Source organism: Flavobacterium sp. W20_MBD1_R3, assembly GCF_052119725.1.
Lineage (GTDB): Bacteria > Bacteroidota > Bacteroidia > Flavobacteriales > Flavobacteriaceae > Flavobacterium.
This window is the reverse complement of record NZ_JBGQOR010000001.1, coordinates 309510-330950: the sequence shown is the minus strand read 5'-3', so window position 1 is coordinate 330950 and position 21441 is coordinate 309510. Positions and strand designations below refer to the sequence as shown.

17 protein-coding genes are annotated in these 21441 nt (G+C 34.0%); 3 read left to right on the top strand and 14 right to left on the bottom strand.

Going from position 1 to position 21441, the window contains the following annotated elements; all coding sequences use genetic code 11:
• Positions 1-3: 3 nt before the first annotated feature.
• The 12 genes from ACEN2F_RS01375 to ACEN2F_RS01320 form a co-directional block, all read right to left on the bottom strand.
• Entirely contained in the window at positions 4-1434 is a 1431-nt protein-coding gene (locus ACEN2F_RS01375) for an LptF/LptG family permease (RefSeq protein WP_441735079.1), read from the bottom strand.
• A gap of 8 nt (positions 1435-1442) precedes the next feature.
• Positions 1443-2054: a LolA family protein gene (locus ACEN2F_RS01370; protein ID WP_441735927.1), complete on the bottom strand. Its 612-nt coding sequence runs from the start codon at positions 2052-2054 to the stop codon at positions 1443-1445.
• Between the two features lie 109 nt (positions 2055-2163).
• On the bottom strand, positions 2164-4608 hold the full coding sequence (locus ACEN2F_RS01365; protein WP_441735077.1) for a DNA translocase FtsK: 2445 nt from the start codon (positions 4606-4608) through the stop codon (positions 2164-2166).
• A 17-nt stretch (positions 4609-4625) separates the two neighbouring features.
• Entirely contained in the window at positions 4626-5000 is a 375-nt protein-coding gene (locus ACEN2F_RS01360; protein ID WP_441735074.1) for a diacylglycerol kinase, read from the bottom strand.
• Positions 5001-5010: 10 nt separating this feature from the next.
• Positions 5011-5508: a thiol peroxidase gene (tpx, locus tag ACEN2F_RS01355; protein WP_441735072.1), complete on the bottom strand. Its 498-nt coding sequence runs from the start codon at positions 5506-5508 to the stop codon at positions 5011-5013.
• Between the two features lie 175 nt (positions 5509-5683).
• On the bottom strand, positions 5684-5941 hold the full coding sequence (locus ACEN2F_RS01350) for a DUF6952 family protein (protein ID WP_441735070.1): 258 nt from the start codon (positions 5939-5941) through the stop codon (positions 5684-5686).
• Between the two features lie 5 nt (positions 5942-5946).
• A complete protein-coding gene (locus ACEN2F_RS01345) occupies positions 5947-6261 on the bottom strand; it encodes a thioredoxin family protein (protein WP_441735067.1) in 315 nt (104 codons plus the stop codon).
• A gap of 83 nt (positions 6262-6344) precedes the next feature.
• Positions 6345-6980 (bottom strand): peroxiredoxin, encoded by a 636-nt coding sequence (locus ACEN2F_RS01340; RefSeq protein ID WP_441735064.1) that lies wholly within the window; start codon positions 6978-6980, stop codon positions 6345-6347.
• A 195-nt stretch (positions 6981-7175) separates the two neighbouring features.
• Positions 7176-8642: a Na+/H+ antiporter NhaC gene (gene nhaC / locus ACEN2F_RS01335; RefSeq protein ID WP_441735061.1), complete on the bottom strand. Its 1467-nt coding sequence runs from the start codon at positions 8640-8642 to the stop codon at positions 7176-7178.
• 209 nt (positions 8643-8851) lie between these two features.
• The gene (locus ACEN2F_RS01330) at positions 8852-10462 is read right to left on the bottom strand and encodes a glycoside hydrolase family 3 protein (protein ID WP_441735059.1); all 1611 of its coding nucleotides are present in this window, start codon (positions 10460-10462) and stop codon (positions 8852-8854) included.
• Between the two features lie 141 nt (positions 10463-10603).
• Positions 10604-11887, bottom strand: a complete 1284-nt coding sequence (locus ACEN2F_RS01325; RefSeq protein WP_441735056.1) for an AmpG family muropeptide MFS transporter — start codon at positions 11885-11887, stop codon at positions 10604-10606.
• Between the two features lie 26 nt (positions 11888-11913).
• Positions 11914-13443, bottom strand: coding sequence for a glycoside hydrolase family 10 protein (locus ACEN2F_RS01320; protein WP_441735053.1), 1530 nt, complete (start codon positions 13441-13443; stop codon positions 11914-11916).
• A gap of 248 nt (positions 13444-13691) precedes the next feature.
• Between ACEN2F_RS01320 and ACEN2F_RS01315 the strand changes: the two genes are divergently transcribed.
• From ACEN2F_RS01315 to ACEN2F_RS01305, 3 genes are all read left to right on the top strand, one after another.
• On the top strand, positions 13692-16610 hold the full coding sequence (locus ACEN2F_RS01315) for an FAD-binding and (Fe-S)-binding domain-containing protein (RefSeq protein ID WP_441735051.1): 2919 nt from the start codon (positions 13692-13694) through the stop codon (positions 16608-16610).
• Between the two features lie 232 nt (positions 16611-16842).
• On the top strand, positions 16843-18774 hold the full coding sequence (locus tag ACEN2F_RS01310) for an amino acid permease (RefSeq protein ID WP_441735048.1): 1932 nt from the start codon (positions 16843-16845) through the stop codon (positions 18772-18774).
• 252 nt (positions 18775-19026) lie between these two features.
• Positions 19027-19686, top strand: coding sequence for a M15 family metallopeptidase (locus tag ACEN2F_RS01305; protein WP_441735046.1), 660 nt, complete (start codon positions 19027-19029; stop codon positions 19684-19686).
• 4 nt (positions 19687-19690) lie between these two features.
• Here ACEN2F_RS01305 and ACEN2F_RS01300 read toward each other — a convergent pair whose 3' ends face one another.
• On the bottom strand, positions 19691-20257 hold the full coding sequence (locus ACEN2F_RS01300) for a hypothetical protein (protein ID WP_441735044.1): 567 nt from the start codon (positions 20255-20257) through the stop codon (positions 19691-19693).
• A gap of 5 nt (positions 20258-20262) precedes the next feature.
• A complete protein-coding gene (locus ACEN2F_RS01295) occupies positions 20263-21441 on the bottom strand; it encodes a THUMP-like domain-containing protein (protein ID WP_441735041.1) in 1179 nt (392 codons plus the stop codon).

Here is a 21441-nt window from a genome sequence, read left to right as displayed (position 1 = left end):
CAATTAATTTTGTGGTGGAAATATTTTTTTAAATATCTTTTGAAATGGAGCCAAAATAACATCAATATTTATTAATCCAATGTCATTTGTTGCTCTATATGTTAGTATAATTGCTAGTGGCGTTAATAGTATTGAGGATAACCAAGCTCCTAAAAACGGTGTCATTCCATTTTCCTGAGCAATTCTTTTACCAAAAGTGTTTATAAAGTGAAAGGTTATGAAAATTAAAATAGCAAAAACAATTGGCAATCCTAATCCTCCTTTTCTAATAATAGCACCTAAAGGGGCTCCTATGAAAAACATTAGAAAACAGGCAAAAACAATGACAAATTTATCGTAAAAAGCTAATAAGTGATTGTTTATGTTTTTTTGCTTATTTTTTAATTCTATTTCAGTTGTATCTATCGCATAAATAGTGCTACTGATTGTACTACTAGCAATTTTCAATATTTCTATTTGTTCCGATTTTGTGTAAATAGATAAAATATCTTTTGGAAGTGATTTCCCCTTTTTTAGGTCTTTTTTGTTGCTAACAGGAATTCTTATTCGGGAATTACTGTTTTCCGAAAACGAAATAATATCATTTTTTAAATTTTTGTTTAAAGAATCTAACGTATAATTTAATTCATTTACAGTCAACATTGTATTGGTATTTGCTACGCTTTCATCATTAACATCTACATTGTTTAATTCTGATAAATCAATGTTGATAATATGTTTTTTAAAAGAACTTTTTATGAAAGGCATTTTATTTCGATCCTCATATTTTTTAGGAACAATATCTTCATAGTAGTTTCCATCATTCAACACTAATTGCAAAATACTAGATTTCTCACTACTTATTAATTCTCCATCTTTAGCTGTGATTACCGTTTTGCTTCCGTCACCAACATTTGATTTTTTATGAATAGTCACACCGGTGAGAATGTTGCCGTTATCACCCGTTTTTTTATTTACTTTAATATTATAAAAACCTACATCGCTAAATTGTCCTTCAGTTATGGCTAAAGCAGGTTTTACTTGAGCAATATTTTTTCTGAAATTGATAAATTTGTACTCCGCGTAAGGAATAACATTATTTGAAAAAAGAAATGCAACAATACTTAACAAAACAATGAATACCGTCAAACTTCTCATAGCCCTTTGCAACGAAATGCCTGATGATTTCATCGCAGCAAATTCATAATTTTCGGCTAAATTGCCAAAGGTCATTATGGAAGATAACAAAATTGAAAGTGGTAATACCAATGGTACAATTCGCGGCATTGAAAATGCCAGAAATTTTATGATCATCAGTAAATCTAAGTCTTTACCTGCTAGTTCGGCTATGAATAACCAAACCGTTTGAAGTATAAATATAAAAAATAAGATGACAAATACCGTGGTAAATGTAGTCAGGAAAGTTTTTAATAAGTATTTGTCAAGAATTTTCACCTAATAAATTAATCTAATTTGTTGATGTAGTAATTTGGATATTTACTACTTGCAAATGTAAATTGATTTTTTGACAAAGGTTGGTTGGTTTTAAAAGAATTCACCGTTAAAGTTGTTTTTGTACCTTTTTTACCTATTTCAATTAAATTATAAATATGTTTTGTTTGTACATCGATCCCTAATAATATTTCTTTCCTTTGGTCTTTTGTGTTCAACGGAATCAATTTTATATACTGAATTTTGCGACCTCTGACATTCTGCAAAACATCCATTGAGTATTTATAACCGCGATTAAAAAAGGTTAGCATTTTTGAAGGAGTGATCGCATTGTCATCTTGATCATTAACTGTTGAAATGGTGATTTCTTCATCTTCTGGAACAATAGTGTAGTTTTTCTTTCCGTCATAAATTTTAGTGACTCCCATAAAATTTAAAACATACTGGTTTCCTTTCATCGTAACATTACCTTTGCTTTCTTGGTTAATGTTTTCTTTTGAGTTATTTAAAGAATATTTAAAGTCAATTATTATTGTATTGTAGCTTTTTACTTTTGCAGTAACTTGGTCTAAAAGATCTTTTGCCTTTCTGTCCTGAGCTTGTACGGCAAAACTAAAGAACATTAAAGTGGCTAAAAGAATAAGTCTTTTACTCAAGTTTTTTAAATTGCTTTTTTTGAATTCCTTCATTTCTTTGCTTTTACTTGAGTTTTGAATCTTTGATTTCATGTTGTTAATTATTTTGTTCATTGTTGAAAAATTGATCAAGAGAACTCATATCTAGAATGTTTACACTGCGGGCTTTACTTCCTTCAAAAGGGCCCACGATTCCCGCAGCTTCCAGTTGATCTATCAAACGGCCTGCTCTGTTATAACCCAGTTTTAGTTTTCTTTGTAGTAACGATGCTGAGCCTTGTTGTGCATTAACTATTATTTCGGCGGCTTCTCTAAACAAAGTATCTCTATCAGATATGTTTATATCAAGATTAATGCCACTTTCCTCACCAACGAATTCTGGGAGTAAATAAGCGGTAGCGTATGCTTTTTGTGCTCCAATGAACTCTGTGATTTTTTCCACTTCAGGTGTGTCTATAAAGGCACATTGTACCCGCACTACGTCATTTCCATTGGTGTAAAGCATGTCGCCACGACCTATCAATTGATCTGCACCTTGCGTGTCAAGAATGGTTCTGGAATCAATTTTTGAGGTAACTCTAAAAGCAATTCGAGCAGGAAAATTAGCTTTTATCAAACCCGTAATTACATTTACAGAGGGTCTTTGTGTGGCTATAATCAAATGAATTCCAATTGCGCGCGCAAGCTGTGCCAATCGTGCAATAGGAACTTCAACTTCCTTTCCTGCTGTCATAATCAAATCGGCAAACTCATCGACAACTAATACGATATACGGTAAAAATCGGTGTCCATTTTCAGGATTTAATTTTCGCGCTTTAAATTTATCGTTGTATTCTTTGATATTACGCACCATCGCATCTTTGAGCAAAGTATAACGATTATCCATTTCTACGCAAAGCGAATTCAACGTATTGACTACTTTTGCATTATCAGTAATGATGGCATCATCCATATCAGGAAGTTTTGCTAAGTAATGTCTTTCAATTTTATTAAAAAGTGTTAACTCTACTTTCTTAGGGTCTACCAGAACAAATTTAACTTCTGCAGGATGTTTTTTATATAATAGTGATGTTAGAACCGCATTTAAACCAACAGATTTTCCTTGACCAGTAGCGCCAGCCATTAATAAGTGAGGCATTTTGGCCAAATCAACTACAAAAGTCTCGTTCGAAATTGTTTTTCCAAGAGCAATTGGTAATTCCATTTCAGCTTCTTGAAATTTAGCAGAACCAATAACACTTTTCATTGAAACCATTGTTGGGTTCTTATTAGGAACTTCAATTCCTATTGTACCTTTCCCTGGAATAGGAGCGATGATCCGTATTCCTAAAGCAGAAAGTGACAACGCAATGTCATCTTCTAAACTTTTTATTTTTGAGATTCTAATTCCAGCTTCTGGTACAATTTCATATAATGTAACGGATGGTCCTACAGTAGCTTTTATCTGTGCAATTTCTATTTTATAATTGCGAAGCGTATCAACAATTCTGTTTTTATTTTCTTCTAATTCTTCCTGATTAATGGTGATTCCTCCGGTTGAATATTCCTTCAACAGATCGATTGTAGGGAATTTATAGTTAGATAAATCTAAAGTTGGATCAAATAAACCAAAATCAGCCACCAAACGAGAAGCTAAATTTTCTTCTATAATATCCTCTTCTGGTGCCGTTTCAATAACAAAAGTATCAACGGGAGCAACGATCTCTGGAGGAACTATTGGAGTGATTTCCATAGCAAGAGGTTTATTTATCGGTTCCCGATTAATGTTCGATGCACTATTTATAGTTGGTTTTAACGCTTCTTTATTAATTTCAAATTGGCTGCCATTTATTTTCAAGTGAATGCTGTCCTCTTCTTCGGTTACAGCAAATTCTTCTAAATTATATCCGCCTTTCTCGTTTTTTATAAGACTGCTTGTTGCTAAATCAGTCTTTATTTCCTGTTTTGTTTGATTAAAAAAAGATTGAATTTTTTCAGGCGAAATTTTAAGTTTAAAAATTAAATAGATAATTAATCCAAAAACTAAAATTAATAAAGTTCCCGTTTTACCAATATAATCTTGTAAAAAAGAATTCAATTCATAGCCAATTACGCCGCCTAATTCGGGTGCTGATGTAGCAAAAAAACCAAATAATACCGATAAAACGATACACACAAATAAATCCCAAAACCAAATATTTTTTAGTTTCCTTAAGGAGAGACCTACGATCATATAAATTCCCGTCAACAAAAATAATCGGACAAATATAAATGCAGCAAGTCCAAAACCATTGTAAATTAATAGATCTGCTAAAAAAGCACCAAATTTTCCTAACCAATTTTGAACGATTTCCTCGCGATTCGTTAAGGCATTTACTGCACTTTGATCTTCTTGTCCATAAATATAAAACGAAACAAAGGCAAATAGTAAAGCAATTGAAAATAATACTAATAGTGATCCAAAAACAATTTTATGCTGTTTAGTCACCTTCCAAGAATTATTTTCCGAAGTTTTAGAATTATTTTTTTTATTTAAAGGAGGTGTTTTTGTTGATTTTGCCATTCTTGTTTTACTAATTCTTACAGGAATTTAGGTATGTAAATTATTGAACCGATTGTTATTGCCGTCAAAGCAGCAAAAAAGACAGCTCCTGCAGCAATATCTTTAATAAACCCAATTTTTTCATTATAATTGGGATGAATGAAATCTGCTATTTTTTCTAAAGCCGTATTTAATCCCTCAATGCTCAGTACTAGCCCTATTGCAAAGGTTTGGAACAGCCATTCTGTTTTTGTTATATCAAAATAAAAACCAGCGATAGTCAACAGTATGCCTATCGAAAACTGGACCATAATACTGTGTTCTGTGCTGATTAATTTTAAAGCGCCCTTAAATGCATAAGTGACGCTTTTTAACCTTCCGGTGAAGAAAGTGTTATCTTTTTGAAATTCCATCAAACTGATGTTAAAGCACTGCTAAAGCAGCTTCGTAATTTGGCTCATTTGCAATTTCAGCAACTTGTTCGGTATGGGTTACAATTCCGTTTTCGTCAACAACAATGACTACTCTGGAATGCAATCCAACTAATGGACCGTCCGTCATTTCTAAACCATTTGTTTTACCAAAATCGCCACTTTGAAAATCAGATAAATTGATCACATTATCTAGTCCTTCAGCACCACAAAAACGCTTTTGTGCAAATGGTAAATCTCTCGAAATACATAAAACAGTTGTGTTCTCTAAAGCACTCGCACGCTCATTAAAATGTCTCACTGATGCAGCGCATGTTCCTGTATCTATACTTGGAAAAATATTTAAAACTAGTTTCTTTCCAGCAAAATCATGAAGTGTAGCTACAGATAGATCTGTTTTTATTAATTTAAAATCAGTTATTTTAGTTCCTATTTCTGGTAATTCTCCAGTAGTGTGTATTGGATTTCCGCCTAATGTAATTGTTGCCATAATGCTTGTTTTTTAATGTGGCTCAAAAGTATGAAAATTATTTAAGAATTAGGTTTTAAGACATAAGATTTTGATCAGGAAATTAGAAAATCCATCCTAATAATTTTAAATAAAAAAAACGCTCAGACCAAATTTTATTTGGATCATGAGCGTTTCTAAAGTGTGTGAATTGAATTTACTTATCAATAGATCCTAAAACGCGTTTCATAAATGCGTTTAAAGCTTCTTTTTTATCGGTTCCGTTTTGAATCATTTTATGAACTTCAATTGCGCCGTACATATTTGATATCAATTCAGCAATTACATCTAGTTCTTCATCTTTTAACGAAGATAGTTCTGTCAAGGCTTCTAAAACTTCAATAGTTTCAATCACATAATCCTGATCATTTTCCTCAATAAAGTGAGTTAAATGTTTTATTACGGGTAGTTTCATAACATTTAGTTTGCAGAAATTTCACTAACTAGTTCGGCTAAAACATCTGCCTTATTGGTTTGTGTTTCGTTCAATAATTTTCCTCCCACAAAGGTAGCAAATGTTGGTAAATTAGAAACATTAGCCAGTTTTCTGGATTCAGGTGAATTTTCAGCATCTACAAAAACAAAAGTAATTGCTTCATTTTCAGTGGCCATTTTTTTGAATTTTGGCTTCATGATTCTGCAATTTCCACACCAAGATGCAGAAAATTGAACTACTACTTTTTCGTTTTTTGAAACTAAATCTTGTAACGTATCTTCGGTTAAATCGATTAACATATTTCTTTTTTTTAAAGATTAAATGGCAATCTTAATTTTAAAGTGTAATTATTTTGCCATTGAATTGAACAATAATTTGATCTTTAGTTACTCAAGTAGGATGCAACACCTTCTCTTGTAGCTGTCATAGCTTCTTTTCCTTCTTCCCAATTTGCTGGACAAACTTCACCTTTTTGTTGAAAGTGTGTAAAAGCATCAACTAAACGCAAATATTCATCTACATTTCTTCCTAAAGGCATGTCATTTACACTTTCGTGGAAAATTCTTCCTTCTTCATCAATTAAATAAGTAGCTCTGTATGTTACATTAGATCCCTCAACAATTATTGAATCGGTATCGTCGCTGTAACTAGTTGAATCAATATCAAGAATTCCAAGAATGTTAGATAAGTTTCTGTTAGTATCAGCTAGAATTGGATAGGTAACCCCTTCAATTCCTCCGTTATCTTTAGGAGTATTTAACCAAGCAAAATGCACTTCGTTTGTGTCACAAGATGCACCAATTACTATTGTATTGCGTTTTGAAAATTCTGGCAATGCAGCCTGAAAAGCATGTAATTCTGTTGGACATACAAAAGTAAAGTCTTTTGGATACCAGAACAAAAGTACTTTTTTATTGTTTTTTGTAGCCTCTTCTAAAATATTTATTTTTAAATTGTCTCCCATTTCTGACATTGCGTCAACGGCAATATTCGGGAATTTTTTTCCTACTAATGACATGATTTTTTGTTTTTGATGTTTTTATTTGATGCTGCAAAAGTAGTTCGAATCTCGACTTTTAGAAGCTGCTTTTAATTATATTTTACTATGAAGTTATAATTTATAGTTATTCTAATTCCTTTAATAAAAACAAAAAGCGTTTCAGTTACACCAAAACGCTTTTTAAATAAAATTTAGACACAATAAAACTAAGTTTTAAACTGGTATTTCATTTTTGTTAGCAACTAATTGCCTAATTTTTATATTAAAGGCAGCAAAGATTAAAGTCATAAATGGACTTAAAATATTAAAAAATGCATAAGGCAGGTAATCTAATGTTGTCACACCTAAAGTTCCTGATTGGTAGGCTCCACAAGTATTCCAAGGAATTAAAACAGAGGTTACCGTTCCGGAATCTTCTAATGTTCTACTTAAATTTTCAGGAGCTAAACCTTTATTTTTGTATGCTTTTGCAAACATTTTACCGGGAACAACAATAGCTAAATATTGATCTGAAGCAGTAATATTTAGCGCTAAACAACTTCCTACAGTCGACGCAAATAATCCAAAAGTAGTATGGGCTAATTTTAAAAGTGCTTTACTGATTGTGGCTAAAGCACCAATTGCATCCATAACTCCGCCAAAAACCATTGCACAAATAATCAACCAGATGGTTCCCAGCATTTTTTGCATCCCTCCTGAAGTAAACAAGTCTACAAGGGTTTTATTTGATGTAGGAATGCTAACGGTTGTAGTAATCGCGTCCATAATTCCTTTGTAGCCGGATTGTATCGTCATGTTATCAACACCGGCAATTTGATTTATAATGTGCGGTTGAAATAAAATTGCAAATATTGCAGCCAAGAGCGTCCCAGCTAAAAGAGCAATCAACGGCTCTGTTTTCTTGATGATTAATCCAATAACAATTATTGGAACTAAAAATAACCATCCAGAAATGGTAAACGAACTTTCAATATCAGTCAACAGTGTTTTTATATCTACATCGCCTTTAATATCAACTGTTAATCCCAGAATAATAAACAAAAGTAATGTAATGATGTAGGTAGGAATTGTTGTCAAGGTCATGTATCTGATGTGTGTAAACAAATCTGTACCAGCCATAGCAGGAGCAAGGTTAGTCGTGTCTGACATGGGCGATAATTTGTCTCCAAAATAGGCTCCTGAGATTACGGCTCCTGCCACCATTCCTAGATCAAAACCCAATGCCCCACCAACACCGATTAATGCAATACCTACCGTTGCACTTGTAGTCCAAGAACTTCCGGTAGCAATAGAAATTATAGAACAAATTAATAATGTCGCTGGCAAAAATACGGCTGGGCTCAAAATTTGTAAACCATAATAAATCATTGACGGTATGATCCCGCTAACCAACCAAGTTCCAGCCAATGCGCCAACCATAAGTAAGATCAGAATTGCTCCTACGGTTGATTTGATATTCTCGGCCACTTCATCAATCATTTTTTGATACGTAACCTTATTAAAAAAACCAACAATTGCAGCAACAGCTCCTCCCAGTAGCAGTACAAATTGATTGCTCCCGCTTAAAGCATCATCACCATAAACATACACATTAAAACCTAACAGAATGATAAGCGCAACAACAGGAATCAACGCTTCTCCTATTGATAATTCTTTATTTTTGTTGATTTTCACATCCATTTTTAAGGGTTTGAGTGTGCAATATAGATAAAAAATAGCCTTGTATCCTAAAGGAATTTCTGGATCAGTTTTGATTTTCTGTCGATTTTACCACCAATATTTTTTAATTAAACCGATTGATATTCAAGATATTTCCGAATTTGTTTTGGGCTTTTATTATCGTTAGAAGCGATAGCTAACAGAAAAATAAAATTATACGTAAATTCCATTTAAATTGTCGTAATATGCACAGGAAGAGCTCCTTTGCATTTCATATTTTCCAGCAATTGATGTGCTGCCGTTTCCTGAAACTCTTTAAAATTCTGATACACTTGAACGATTCCTGCAGTAGCGCTTAAGTTAGGAATTACCTGTAATGCGTATGGGTTGCCAAAGACGTATAAAAAACATTTTTTTGAAACAAATAATCTTTCTAAATACTTCAATATGGCATCTTCAATGTCAAAATTGTTCATTGGTTTTGCTTTTGTAACAAATAAAGCAATAAGAATAGTATCAAAATCAACAAGGGCTCGATCTAGTTCATTGAATATTAAATCACCTCCGGTTTCAAAACAAAATTCAGGAGAAGTCAAAGCGGGGGACAAACTTTTAAAAAATGAATTTTCAGTGTTTTTATAAATACTTATTTTAGCTAGTTTTGCTCTTTTTTTTGCATCAAAAATGGCAATAGTATTTTGATTGTCTTTTACTTTTGTAATGCAGTTTTGAGCAATTTTTGTATTTAATTTAGAAGTGGTTTCAAAATCAAAATCACGGTCGGAAAGATTTGGCAAATTCAGTTTTCCATTTGTAATTCCTGCTTTTTGTTTGCATTTCCAGATGCGTTGAAAACTGGCTTCTATTCGCTCCGGATTTGCGTTTTTTAGGATTTCTTGAATGCCTTCTGGTACGTTTTCGGCAAAGCACAACACATCATTTCCGGCATTAAAAGCTTCCCATTCCAGTTGCCCTTTTTTGTCGTATAACTTAGAAACACTGTGCATATTCAAAGCATCCGAAATTACTAAACCATCATAGCCCAATTGCTTTCGCAAAAGCGTTTCTATAACTAATTTTGATAACGTTGCCGAAGTATTTTTTCCTTCATTTAAAGCGGGAACAGCTAAATGACCAATCATAATCGAATCGACATTGTTCTCAATTCCTTTTATAAATGGAACCAATTCATTCGCTAATAACTCCTCTAGCGTTTCTTTTAAAACCGGTAATCCTAAATGCGAATCGACATTGGTATTTCCGTGTCCGGGAAAATGTTTAAGACAGCCTAAAATCCCAACATCATTCATTCCCTTTAGATATTCCAATGCAAAATCAGCGACTTTTTCTTTATTTTGACCAAAAGAACGATAGCCAATTACGGGATTATTAGGGTTATTATTAATATCGGCTAATGGTGCCAAATTATAATGAATCCCCACGGATTTTAAGTCCAAACCTATTTGTTTTCCAACCTCGTAAACTAAATGTTTTTCACTGTCAGGTAAAGCGCCAAGGGTAATCGCATACGGATATTGCGGTGTTTTCTCGACACGCATGGCCAATCCCCATTCAGCATCAATACTCATCAATAATGGAGTCGTAGCACACTTTTGATACCTGATGATAAGTTCCTTCAAACGTTGATAACTATCATCATTCAAGACTATCTTTTTCTTAGTTTCATAATTTGTAGCAGCGCTGGCTCGGCTGTGAAAAAAAGTCAATCCGCCTATATTGTGATATTTGATTAATCGTTCTGTAGCCTGAATATTTTCCTCGGTATCATTGATGAAAACAGCTGGGAAGAAAAATTGTCCTATTTTTTGTTCTAATGTCATTTTGAAATGAATGTGATTTTAATTTTAAACAGATAAGTCATGTAAGTCAAATTCTAAAAAATAAAATATTTCATTTGGGTATTTACAAAAAAAAGCCGTGTTAGAGTAGTCGTGCTCATATGACTTATGTGATAAAAAAAACTATTTTGTTTCTTTTTGTTCGGTTTTCTTTCCATAATTGGCAGGAAAAATTAAGAATCGCGATAAAATTAATCCTGGGATGGTTGCTAAAAACACCCAAATAAAGAAATTACCATAGCCCAAATATTCTTGAATAAATCCGCTCAACATTCCCGGAAGCATCATTCCTAAAGCCATAAATCCGGTTGCAATAGAATAGTGGGAGGTTTTTGATTCTCCGTCAGCCACATAAATCAAATACATCATGAAAGCGGCAAAACCAAAACCGTAGCCAAATTGTTCTGCAATTACCGTTGCGTAAATATAGAAAACGGAGCCAGGATGAAAATGGGACAATAATATGAATCCTATAATAGGCAAGTGCATGGCTAAAATCATGGGTAACATCCATTTTCCTAATCCATCTCTGGAAATGACAATACCACCTAAAATCCCACCAACAGTCAGTGAAATAACGCCAAAAGACCCATATATAACGCCAACATCCTGCGTGGTTAAGCCCATGCCGCCAGCAGTTACAGGATCAATCAAAAAAGGAGTCAGCATTTTTAATAACTGTGATTCTCCTAATCTAAATAATAGAATGAAAGCTAAAACTAAACCAATTTGCTTCTTTTGAAAAAAAGTAGCAAAAACAACTCCAAAGCTTTTATTTGGCACCGATTCTGCTTTTGCCTCTGCAATTTTTGCTTCTATTTTTGGAGTAGAAAAATAATTATAAATGGTGATTACAGTCATAATCAATCCCACAACAACCATCGTGTAGGACCACGCTTTTTGTTTATCGCCATATTCTTGTTCCAGATAACCGGCAATGACCACGATTAGTCCGTTTCCGGTAAGCAGGGAAAGTCGGTAAAATGTACTTCTAATGCCAAGGAAAAAAGATTGTTGCTCTTTCTCTAAAGCCAACATGTAAAAGCCATCACTTGCTACATCATTCGACGCAGATGCAAATGCGGCAACCCAAAAAACGGCTAAACTGACCACGAAAAAATTACTCAAAGGAATCGTTAAACCCACAAGTAAAAAAGCAACAGCAATTAGCAATTGCATGCTTAAAAACCATTTTCTTTTAGTTGAATAGAGATCAATAAATGGGCTCCATAATGGTTTTATTACCCAAGGTAAATACAGTAAGCTGGTATAAATCCCAATATCCTCATTGTTGATTCCTAGGTTTTTATACATAATCACCGAAACCGAAATAATAATAGCATAAGGCAATCCGGAAGCAAAGTTTAAAACGGGAATCCAATACCAAGGTTTATTGTCTGTTTTCATTTAAGGCAAATTATATTCAATTAAAATTATAGCGTAAAGTTGACAAAAGTGGCTTCACTTTCATTGCCATAAAAATCGATGAATGTAATGGCGCAGGAATTATTTTTATCTAATTTATAGGTCGGAATTACTATCTCAATCGGATTTTTCTCGTTGAAAGCAATTTTGTTGATGATTTGACTCGGATCATTCACATCAATTTGTGTTTTAAGTGTCGATCCGTAAACCATTACATAACGCACTTGGCTATTTTCAGGATAGTCTACATTAAAACTTGATGATAAAGCATTTTTGACTAGTGTATTTGCCTTTGGAACCACTTGTACTTGCTTGACGAAATTTGGAACAACATAGGGAAGTGCCGGATATTTGTATTGGTTGTTTTCCAGTAATCGAGTCACACTTTGATTTTTATTCAAAAATGACTTGGCACTAAAAAAAGCATTTCCCTGAATGTTTTTGTAGGATCGGGTTATATCTATTTGATTTGGGATTTCATATGGATTATTCCACCTTTTGTCAGAGTCAGTATTGATTTTATAGGTTCCGTTACCAATATAGATGGCCGTATTCGTTGAGTTCTCTGACCACCAACGCAACAATTTAGAATAAGAAGCTTTAGGATGATCCATACTCCAATATAACTGTGGAACGAGGTAATCAATCCATTTGTTTTCCATCCATGCTAAAGGATCAGCAAATAAATCATCATAATTAGTTTGCCCTGATTCCGTTTCTGAACCTCTTGGATCTACTGATTTATTTCTCCAGACGCCAAACGGGCTAATACCAAATTGTACCCACGGTTTGATGTTTTTGATCGATATTGAAACACTTTTTACAAAATCATTCACATTTTTACGTCTCCAATCAGCCAAACCCAGTCCGTTTCCATATTGTTTGAAAGATTCAGTATCATCAAATAATTCTCCTTTTATTTTATAAGGATAAAAATAATCGTCAAAATGGATGGCATCAATATCATAATTTGCAACGACTTCTTCAACAATAGCTGTCAAATGACTTTGAACTTCAGGCAAGGCCGGATTGTAATAATATTTTCCACCATATTTAATCATCCATTCCGGATATTTAAAATAATCATGTTCTGGACTCAAAAGAGAAGTATTGTAGTCCATCGTGGCGCGGTATGGATTCATCCAGGCATGAAATTCAAAACCTCGCGCATGGGTTTCAGCAATCATCCACGCTAATGTATCAAAATAAGGTTTTGGGGCTTGTCCTTCTTTCCCGGTCAAAAATCGGGACCAAGGCGCTAATTTTGTTGGATAAAAAGCATCTCCTACACTTCTAATTTGAACAATTACGGCATTGTAGTTTAGTTTTTTATAGGCCTCTAAAATCTCAATATAGTCTGCTTTTTGTTTGGCAACATTATCAGTACTGGTTTTTGGCCAGTCAATATTTACTACGGTAGCAATCCAAACGGCTCTAAATTCATTTTTTGGATTGGTAGCCAATGCTTGTGCAGTACCATTCCAAAAAGAAAATAAAAGAAACGTAATAAGCAAAAGAGCGTGCTTGTAATTTTTCATTAGAGTATTGTTTATAAAGTATTCAAAAATAGTTTTTTTAGTGAAATTTATCTGCTAAAATGGTTTTAAAATTCGACTTTTTTTAGCAGCTCAATTTCTTTGCCAAATTTTTCTAAAGCGTTGAAAAATATTGTTTTTAATGTATTTAAATTTGACTGGATCTTTTTGATTTTTTCTTATTCGATTTTTCACTTTATAATACGGTATATTTTTATATTTGTGAAAATAACAGCAATTTACTCCACTACATGTCAATTACGCTTCAATTACAAGAGTTAGCTCAATCATTAGAAGGCAGTCTTTTATATGACGATCTTAATAAAACACTTTATGCTACAGATGCTTCTGCGTACCGAATTATGCCAGTTGCTGTAGCGATTCCAAAATCAAAGGATGATATTGTTAAAATTATCCGCTTTGCAGCAAAAAATAAAATTTCAATTACGCCCAGAACTGCCGGAACATCACTGGCTGGTCAAACAGTTGGAAATGGAATAATTGTGGACGTTTCTAAACATTTCACAAAGATTCTCTCTTTTGATAAGGAGAAAAAAACAATTACCGTCGAGCCAGGAGTAATTCGGGATGAACTGAATTTATATTTAAAACCACACGGATTATTTTTTGGACCCAATACGTCGACCTCAAATCGCTGCATGATAGGAGGAATGGTAGGTAATAATTCATCGGGAACCACATCAATTCGATACGGAGTTACCCGAGATAAAATAGTAGAAATTAAAGCAATTTTAAGTGATGGAAGTGAAGCGGTATTCAAAGCAATGACTTCGGCTGAATTCATTGAAAAAACCAAAGGAAACACGCTCGAAAACTCTATTTACAAAACGATTTATGAGGAACTTTCGAATAGAGAAAACCAAAAAGAGATTATCAAGGAATTTCCAAAACCTAAAATTCACAGACGAAATACCGGTTACGCAATAGACATATTATTGAAATCAGACCTTTTTGGCGGCACAGAAAACACTATAAATCTTGGTAAACTCCTTTGCGGAAGCGAAGGAACACTGGCTTTTACTACAGAAATTACACTGAAAGCAGATGAATTGCCACCAACAAATAATGTGATGGTAGTGGCCCATTTTCATACTATTCAGGAAAGTTTAGAAGCTGTTGTTATCGCGATGAAACATCATTTGTATACCTGTGAAATGATGGATGACACGATATTGGATTGTACCAAAACTAATAGAGAACAAGCTAAAAATAGATTTTTTATTCAAGGAGAACCAAAAGCGGTTATCATGCTCGAAGTAGCTTCGTATAATAGTATGGAAGACGCCGAAGCGCAAGCGAATGATCTGATTGCAGATTTGGAAAATAATAATTTTGGATATGCTTTGCCAAAAATTTATGGAGCAGATATTGATAAAATAAATGAGTTGCGAAAAGCAGGTCTCGGACTTTTAGGCAGCATCGTAGGTGATAATAAAGCAGCTGATTCTATTGAAGATACCGCTGTCGAATTGAGTGATTTACCAAATTATATTGCCGAATTCTCAGTAATGATGGAGCGTCACGGACAAAGCGCTATTTATTATGCGCATGCTGGCGCAGGAGAATTGCATTTGCGTCCTGTTTTGAATCTAAAAACAAAGGAAGGGATACACCAATTTCGAAACATTGCAACCGAAGTAGCTGCTTTAGTGAAGAAATACAGAGGTTCCTTGAGCGGGGAACATGGAGATGGTATTGTTCGTGGTGAGTTTTTACCTTTTATGATAGGAGAAAAGAATTATGAATTACTAAAAAGAATTAAACTTGCTTTTGATCCTGATACCATTTTGAATGTGGGAAAAATTGTAAACGCTTTCAAAATGGACGAAAACCTTCGGGTGGAAGCGGGCAGATTGGAACCGGAAATACAAACGATTCAGGATTTCTCCGACAGTATGGGAATTTTACGTGCTGCAGAAAAATGCAATGGTTCTGGCGACTGCAGAAAATTACCTTCGGCTGGCGGAACTTTATGTCCCAGCTATCGCGCTACTAGAAATGAAAAAGATACGACGCGTGCTAGAGCTAATGCACTACGAGAATATCTGACACATTCAGAGAAAGACAATAAATTTAATCATGAAGAATTATATAAGGTATTTGAATTGTGTGTAAGCTGCAAGGCTTGTGCCAGCGAATGTCCCAGTAATGTAGATGTAGCGGCTTTGAAATCAGAGTTTTTGTATCACTATCAAAAAGCAAATGGATTTTCATGGCGTAATAAAATATTTGCTTTTAATGCGAAATTGAACGGATTGGGCAGTATCACACCAAAGTTTACGAATTTTATGGTGAACTTGCCTTTGGTAAAAAAAACCATGGGAATTGCTTCTAAAAGGGAAGTGCCACTTTTAGCTCCGCAAACTTTTAGAAAATGGTATGAGAAAAATTGGAACCAAGCCCCAAGTGATTCTTTTATGAATGGAAAAGTATGTTTGTTTTGCGATGAATTCACCAATTTCTATGATGTTTCGGTGGGAATCGATGCGTATGAATTATTGACAGCATTAGGATATGAAGTGATTATGGTAGATCATGAAGAAAGCGGAAGAGCTTTTATTTCTAAGGGTTTTCTGGAAGAAGCCAAAGCAATCGCCAATACAAATGTGGATGTTTTTTCAGATTATATTACTGCTGATTTTCCGTTGATAGGAATTGAACCTTCGGCGATATTGACCTTTAGAGATGAATATATTCGATTGGCAGACGATAAAGAAGGTGCCGAAAAATTAGCCAAAAATGTCTTTACCATTGAAGAGTTTTTTAAAAATGAGATTGCTGCGGGCAAAATTTGTGCAGAACAATTTTCAGATGTGGCCAAAACCATAAAAATTCATGGACATTGTCACCAAAAGTCATTGAGTACGATGGAAGCAACTTTTGCAATGTTGAATGTTCCCAAAAATAGTTCGGTTACCATTTATAATTCGGGTTGTTGTGGTATGGCGGGTTCTTTTGGATATGAAAAAGAACATTACGAAATCAGTATGCAAATGGGCGAAGATACGTTGTTCCCTAAAATTAGAGCCACAGAGCCAACAGTCGCTATTGCAGCAGCCGGAACGAGTTGTCGTCATCAGATTTTTGACGGTACGAGCAGAAAAGCCTTGCATCCGGTTACGATCCTAAAAAGCTGTTTGAAACACTAATTTCAGCACTACTTTAAATTGTTTTCACTTTTAGAAATAGTTTAATTTGACTTAATTAGTGTTTAAAAATGAACAATTTAACTTTAATAAAAAATAAACAAAAAAATAGTTAGCGAAACTCCAATAATTAAAATTGTTTTATACTTTTGGATTTTGAATATAATTTACATTATGTTCCTATTTATAGCATATAATTTACAGTGTATTGATTTTTAATGGTAAAGTTTAGTTTATGGCATCTTCAAGTTTATTTAGAAAAAAAACAGTCCAAGATATTTTAAAACAAGTCGAAAAAAGAGATGCTGACGGACATAATGCATTAGGAAAGCATTTAACGGCTCGCGATCTAACTGCCTTTGGTATTGCCGCAATTGTAGGAGCCGGAATTTTTAGTACTATTGGAAAAGCAAGTTCTGATGGAGGCCCTGCAGTTATTTTTCTGTTTTTATTTACTGCGATTGCCTGTAGTTTTGCGGCTTTTGCATATGCTGAATTTGCCTCGATGGTTCCCGTTTCCGGGAGTGCTTACACGTATTCATACGTAGCTTTTGGTGAAATAATAGCGTGGATTATTGGTTGGGCTTTGATTATGGAATATTCAGTGGGAAATATAACGGTTGCCATATCGTGGAGTGATTATTTTACGGGTTTACTCGAAAGTGGCGGGCTTCAGTTGCCACAATGGGTTCAAATGGATTTTTTGTCTGCTTCCAGAGGTTTTAATGATGCCACTGCACTGATGCAAGGCGGAAAAGAATTCGTGAACTTAAATCCTGCTTTGCAAGATGCTTATACGGCCTGGACCACTTCACCAGTTCTTGGTTCTTTTCATTTTGTAGCAGATCTTCCTGCATTACTGATTATTGTTTTGATTACCGCATTGATTTACCGCGGAATGAAAGAATCTCGAAATGCCAGTAATATCATGGTGGTTGTCAAATTATGCATCGTTCTTTTAGTTATTGCTGTAGGTGTTTTCTATGTCGATACCGCGAATTGGGATCCATTTGCACCTAATGGGGTTACTGGAGTTTTGAAAGGAGTTTCTGCAGTATTTTTTGCTTACATTGGGTTTGATGCCATCTCAACAACCGCCGAAGAATGCAAAGATCCACAGCGTGATTTACCAAGAGGAATGATGTGGGCCATAATAATATGTACTATCCTATACATCGCCATAGCCCTGGTGCTTACCGGAATGGTGCGATACGACCAATTGAATGTTGGTGATCCTTTAGCTTTTGTTTTCGAAAAGCTAAATTTAAAATGGATGTCAGGAATTATTGCTGTAAGTGCAGTTGTGGCAATGGCTAGCGTTTTATTGGTGTTCCAAATGGGTCAACCACGTATTTGGATGAGTATGAGTCGTGATGGTTTGTTACCAAAACGGTTCTCAAAAGTACATCCAAAATACAAAACACCATCATATGCGACGATAGTTACCGGTTTTGTGGTAGCAGTTCCCGCTTTATTTTTGAACTTAACACTGGTTACAGATTTGTGCAGTATTGGTACTTTATTCGCTTTTGTGCTAGTGTGTGCAGGAGTTTTAGTTTTACAAAACAGAACGGATATTCCTCGTGGAAAATTCAAGACCCCGTATGTGAATTCTAAATTTATATTGCCAGTATTAATTATTTTGGGATTGGTATTTGCCTTTGGTTACAACAAAAAGGGAACTATGGATTTCATTACCAATGAAACTCAAATTAATAGTTCAGCCGCAATAATTACATCGTTAAACAAGGAAGAAACGCAAAAAGTTTACAATTACCTGGTTACTATTGATACGAAAAACAGTACTGATGAAACTCCTGATTTAGAGCACTTATTAAGTCAATACCAACATGATGACGCAAAATATGCTGCAGTCATAGCCGGTTTGCCAATCGCTGATACGGTTAAATATGAAAGTGGTTTTAGTTTATTCAAACACAAAATTCCAATGTGGATTTTCCTGATAGTTTTGGCTGGATTATCCGTTTGGTCTTTCAAATCAAACTTGTCTTTGATTCCATTATTAGGATTAATTTGTTGTTTGTACATGATGGCAGAATTGAGTGTTTGGAACTGGATTTATTTTGGAATATGGCTTTTGATTGGGTTGGTGATTTATTTTGGCTTTAGCCGAAAAAACAGTAAACTAAATTACGTAATAACATAAAAAGATCTGGAATAGTCAGCGACTTTCTAAAGATTTTCTCCGGTCAATCGCGGGATTAAGACCTATTTAAGTCCTCTAAAAGTAATTTTAGAGGACTTTTTTGATGTTCTTGGGGATCTTTATTAAACCCCCTGAACACAAAATGAAAAGCAAATATTCTTATGAGGTTGGATAAAATCCTTGGTAGACAATTTCTTAGCAGATAATTGACGCTATCATTTTTTACCTTATTTTTATAAAAAAAATAAACAGATGATTTTTACTGCTAAACCTCTTATATTCATTAGTTTCCTTTTTTGTGTTGCTAGCTGTCAATCACAGAATTTGATTTATAAAACAGACGAAAAAATAAATTCAAGCAGCAATGACACTCTATTTGTAAATTTAAAAGAATACAGTCAAGATTTTGTGTATGACATGAAATACGCAACAACAGATAATTTCCTGAATGCAAAAGTATACGATTGTGCGGAATGTTTTTTGAGAGTAAAAACCGTTCGCGCACTTGTGGAAGCCAATGAAAAGTTCCTTGCCAAGGGCTATAAAATTAAACTTTTTGATTGCTATCGTCCTTTGGATATCCAAAAAAAAATGTGGAAAATTGTGCCCAATCCTAAATATGTGGCTAATCCTTCTAGAGGATCAATTCATAATAGAGGCGGAGCCGTAGATATAACTTTAGTCGACAGCGACGGAAAAGAATTAGATATGGGGACGGGGTTTGATTATTTTGGAGTTGAAGCCGGTCATGGTTATCCCACTGTTTCGCAAACGGTAAAAGCAAATAGAAACCTCTTGAAAACAACAATGATTAGTAGTGGTTTTAATTCATTGGATTCAGAATGGTGGCATTATAATGTAAAATCCGGGTCGATTGATCCAGTTTCTAATACTAAATGGGATTGTGAATAAAAGATTATTCGATACATTTTATGGTATTGATAAAATAGTTCTCTGGGTAGTATACCTCGTTATTTAATTCCGATTTAAATTCTTTTTTCATAATAATATCTTCTGTTTCGGTCATATATTTGATTCGCATCATGGAAACGGGAGATTTTTTTAATTCTTCAAAGCTGTCTTTCATGAACATAAAAACTGCTGAATTGATTCTATTATCATAACCATTATCATCACGAATAAGGGTTCCGCAATTTTCTTGATCGGTGTGAATCATTGTAATTATTTTACCATTGTTGAGTTGCAAAAACAATTTAGAATTTTTATCAAAACAATTTGCTTTAATAAAACCTTTACTTTTTTGGATAAATTGAATGTTTAATGTTGGTAATCCATCCGTTAAAGCAAGTGAATAAAAAATAAAACTGGAGTTATCAGCAAATTTTTTCTCACTAATCATATATTCTTTTGTTGCTTTGTATGTTCCTATGGAATCCGTAATGTTTTCGCTGTATTCACATGGTTTTTGAGCAAAAAGAGTCAAACTGAAGAAAAAGAAAGTAAGTGTAATTATGGATTTCATTTTTGTTATATTTTGGTGCAAATTAAAACTATTTTATGATTATTGGCATCAGTTGTAAAAAAACTATATAAATTTCCTCCATCTTTTATTTTCCATTTTTTGCGAATGCTTTCTACGCTATCAGGAAAATTTCGTGTAGTGATATTGGCTTTTGTGTTTTCTAAAAAAGTTTTCATCGCTGTTTTACTATATTCAAAAGTTTTTTGAATTTCAAAAACACGACCTGGAAAAGGAATTAAGTGTTCAGAAGTATACAAGTGCGAATGTTTGTGAAGCTTGTTGACCTTATAAAATGATCCCACTTCATCAAATCCACCGGATTTCATAATAGCACTATTGGGTTCATATAAGTAGGTTTGGGGTAAGCTAAGATTTGGAAACCCATCATCATTGTTCATGATAAAATCAAAAGTTTCATTTTTATCCTTCGCAATATTGATAGTTTTAATGCGTACTGGTCCTGCATAGTCCGCATGAAGTTCCCATAGAAGTTCCTTTACCTCGTTTTCAACAGCTACAATATGTATTTGTTTCACATGTGGTAATTCTGCTAATCCAGCGGTAATGTCAAGAATAGGCGCTGTTTTTATCAGAATAGCATTTGTGTTTTTAAAGTAAAAAGTTAGATTTTCGGGAACATTTGGCAAACAATCTTTAAGCATGAATACTTTTCCTTTAGTATCATTTCTTCTGGAGGGATCTATATAAATCCAGTCCCAGTTTGTTTTTAAATGGGCTAATGCTTCCAGGCTATCGCCAGCGAAACAAGTAATGTTAGGTGCTTTTAAGCACTCAAAATTGTGTTTCACGATTTGAGATAATTCGGTATTAATTTCGCAATGAACCACTTCTTTAATTTTTTGTGCAAAATAAAAATCATCTACCCCAAAACCTCCTGTTAAATCAATTAAACGGTCACCAGAAACTATAGAAGCTTTGTAAGAAGCTGTTTTTTCGGAAGAGGTTTGTTCTATTGAAAGTTTGCTTGGATAAATAATGTTTTGGGACATAAACCAAATCGGTAATTTATTTTTTGCTTTAGTCTTTGCTTCAATTTGGTTCAAAATTGAAATCCAATCTACATCAGGAAATGGATTTTTTTGGAGTGCTAGTGTCGCTATATTTGTACCAATATTAGTATTGATAAAGACTTGTACTTTGGGATTTAGAATCGGAAAATCCAA

Excerpts from the sequence above, each read along its gene's own strand:
- ACEN2F_RS01320 (WP_441735053.1), bottom strand. The coding sequence starts at position 13,443 with ATGAAAAATTACAAGCACGCTCTTTTGCTTATTACGTTTCTTTTATTT.
- ACEN2F_RS01310 (WP_441735048.1), top strand. The coding sequence starts at position 16,843 with ATGGCATCTTCAAGTTTATTTAGAAAAAAAACAGTCCAAGATATTTTA.
- ACEN2F_RS01325 (WP_441735056.1), bottom strand. The coding sequence starts at position 11,887 with ATGAAAACAGACAATAAACCTTGGTATTGGATTCCCGTTTTAAACTTT.
- tpx (WP_441735072.1), bottom strand. The coding sequence starts at position 5,508 with ATGGCAACAATTACATTAGGCGGAAATCCAATACACACTACTGGAGAA.
- ACEN2F_RS01365 (WP_441735077.1), bottom strand. The coding sequence starts at position 4,608 with ATGGCAAAATCAACAAAAACACCTCCTTTAAATAAAAAAAATAATTCT.
- ACEN2F_RS01360 (WP_441735074.1), bottom strand. The coding sequence starts at position 5,000 with ATGGAATTTCAAAAAGATAACACTTTCTTCACCGGAAGGTTAAAAAGC.
- ACEN2F_RS01345 (WP_441735067.1), bottom strand. The coding sequence starts at position 6,261 with ATGTTAATCGATTTAACCGAAGATACGTTACAAGATTTAGTTTCAAAA.
- ACEN2F_RS01315 (WP_441735051.1), top strand. The coding sequence starts at position 13,692 with ATGTCAATTACGCTTCAATTACAAGAGTTAGCTCAATCATTAGAAGGC.
- ACEN2F_RS01330 (WP_441735059.1), bottom strand. The coding sequence starts at position 10,462 with ATGACATTAGAACAAAAAATAGGACAATTTTTCTTCCCAGCTGTTTTC.
- ACEN2F_RS01350 (WP_441735070.1), bottom strand. The coding sequence starts at position 5,941 with ATGAAACTACCCGTAATAAAACATTTAACTCACTTTATTGAGGAAAAT.
- ACEN2F_RS01370 (WP_441735927.1), bottom strand. The coding sequence starts at position 2,054 with ATGTTCTTTAGTTTTGCCGTACAAGCTCAGGACAGAAAGGCAAAAGAT.
- ACEN2F_RS01340 (WP_441735064.1), bottom strand. The coding sequence starts at position 6,980 with ATGTCATTAGTAGGAAAAAAATTCCCGAATATTGCCGTTGACGCAATG.
- ACEN2F_RS01305 (WP_441735046.1), top strand. The coding sequence starts at position 19,027 with ATGATTTTTACTGCTAAACCTCTTATATTCATTAGTTTCCTTTTTTGT.
- ACEN2F_RS01300 (WP_441735044.1), bottom strand. The coding sequence starts at position 20,257 with ATGAAATCCATAATTACACTTACTTTCTTTTTCTTCAGTTTGACTCTT.
- nhaC (WP_441735061.1), bottom strand. The coding sequence starts at position 8,642 with ATGGATGTGAAAATCAACAAAAATAAAGAATTATCAATAGGAGAAGCG.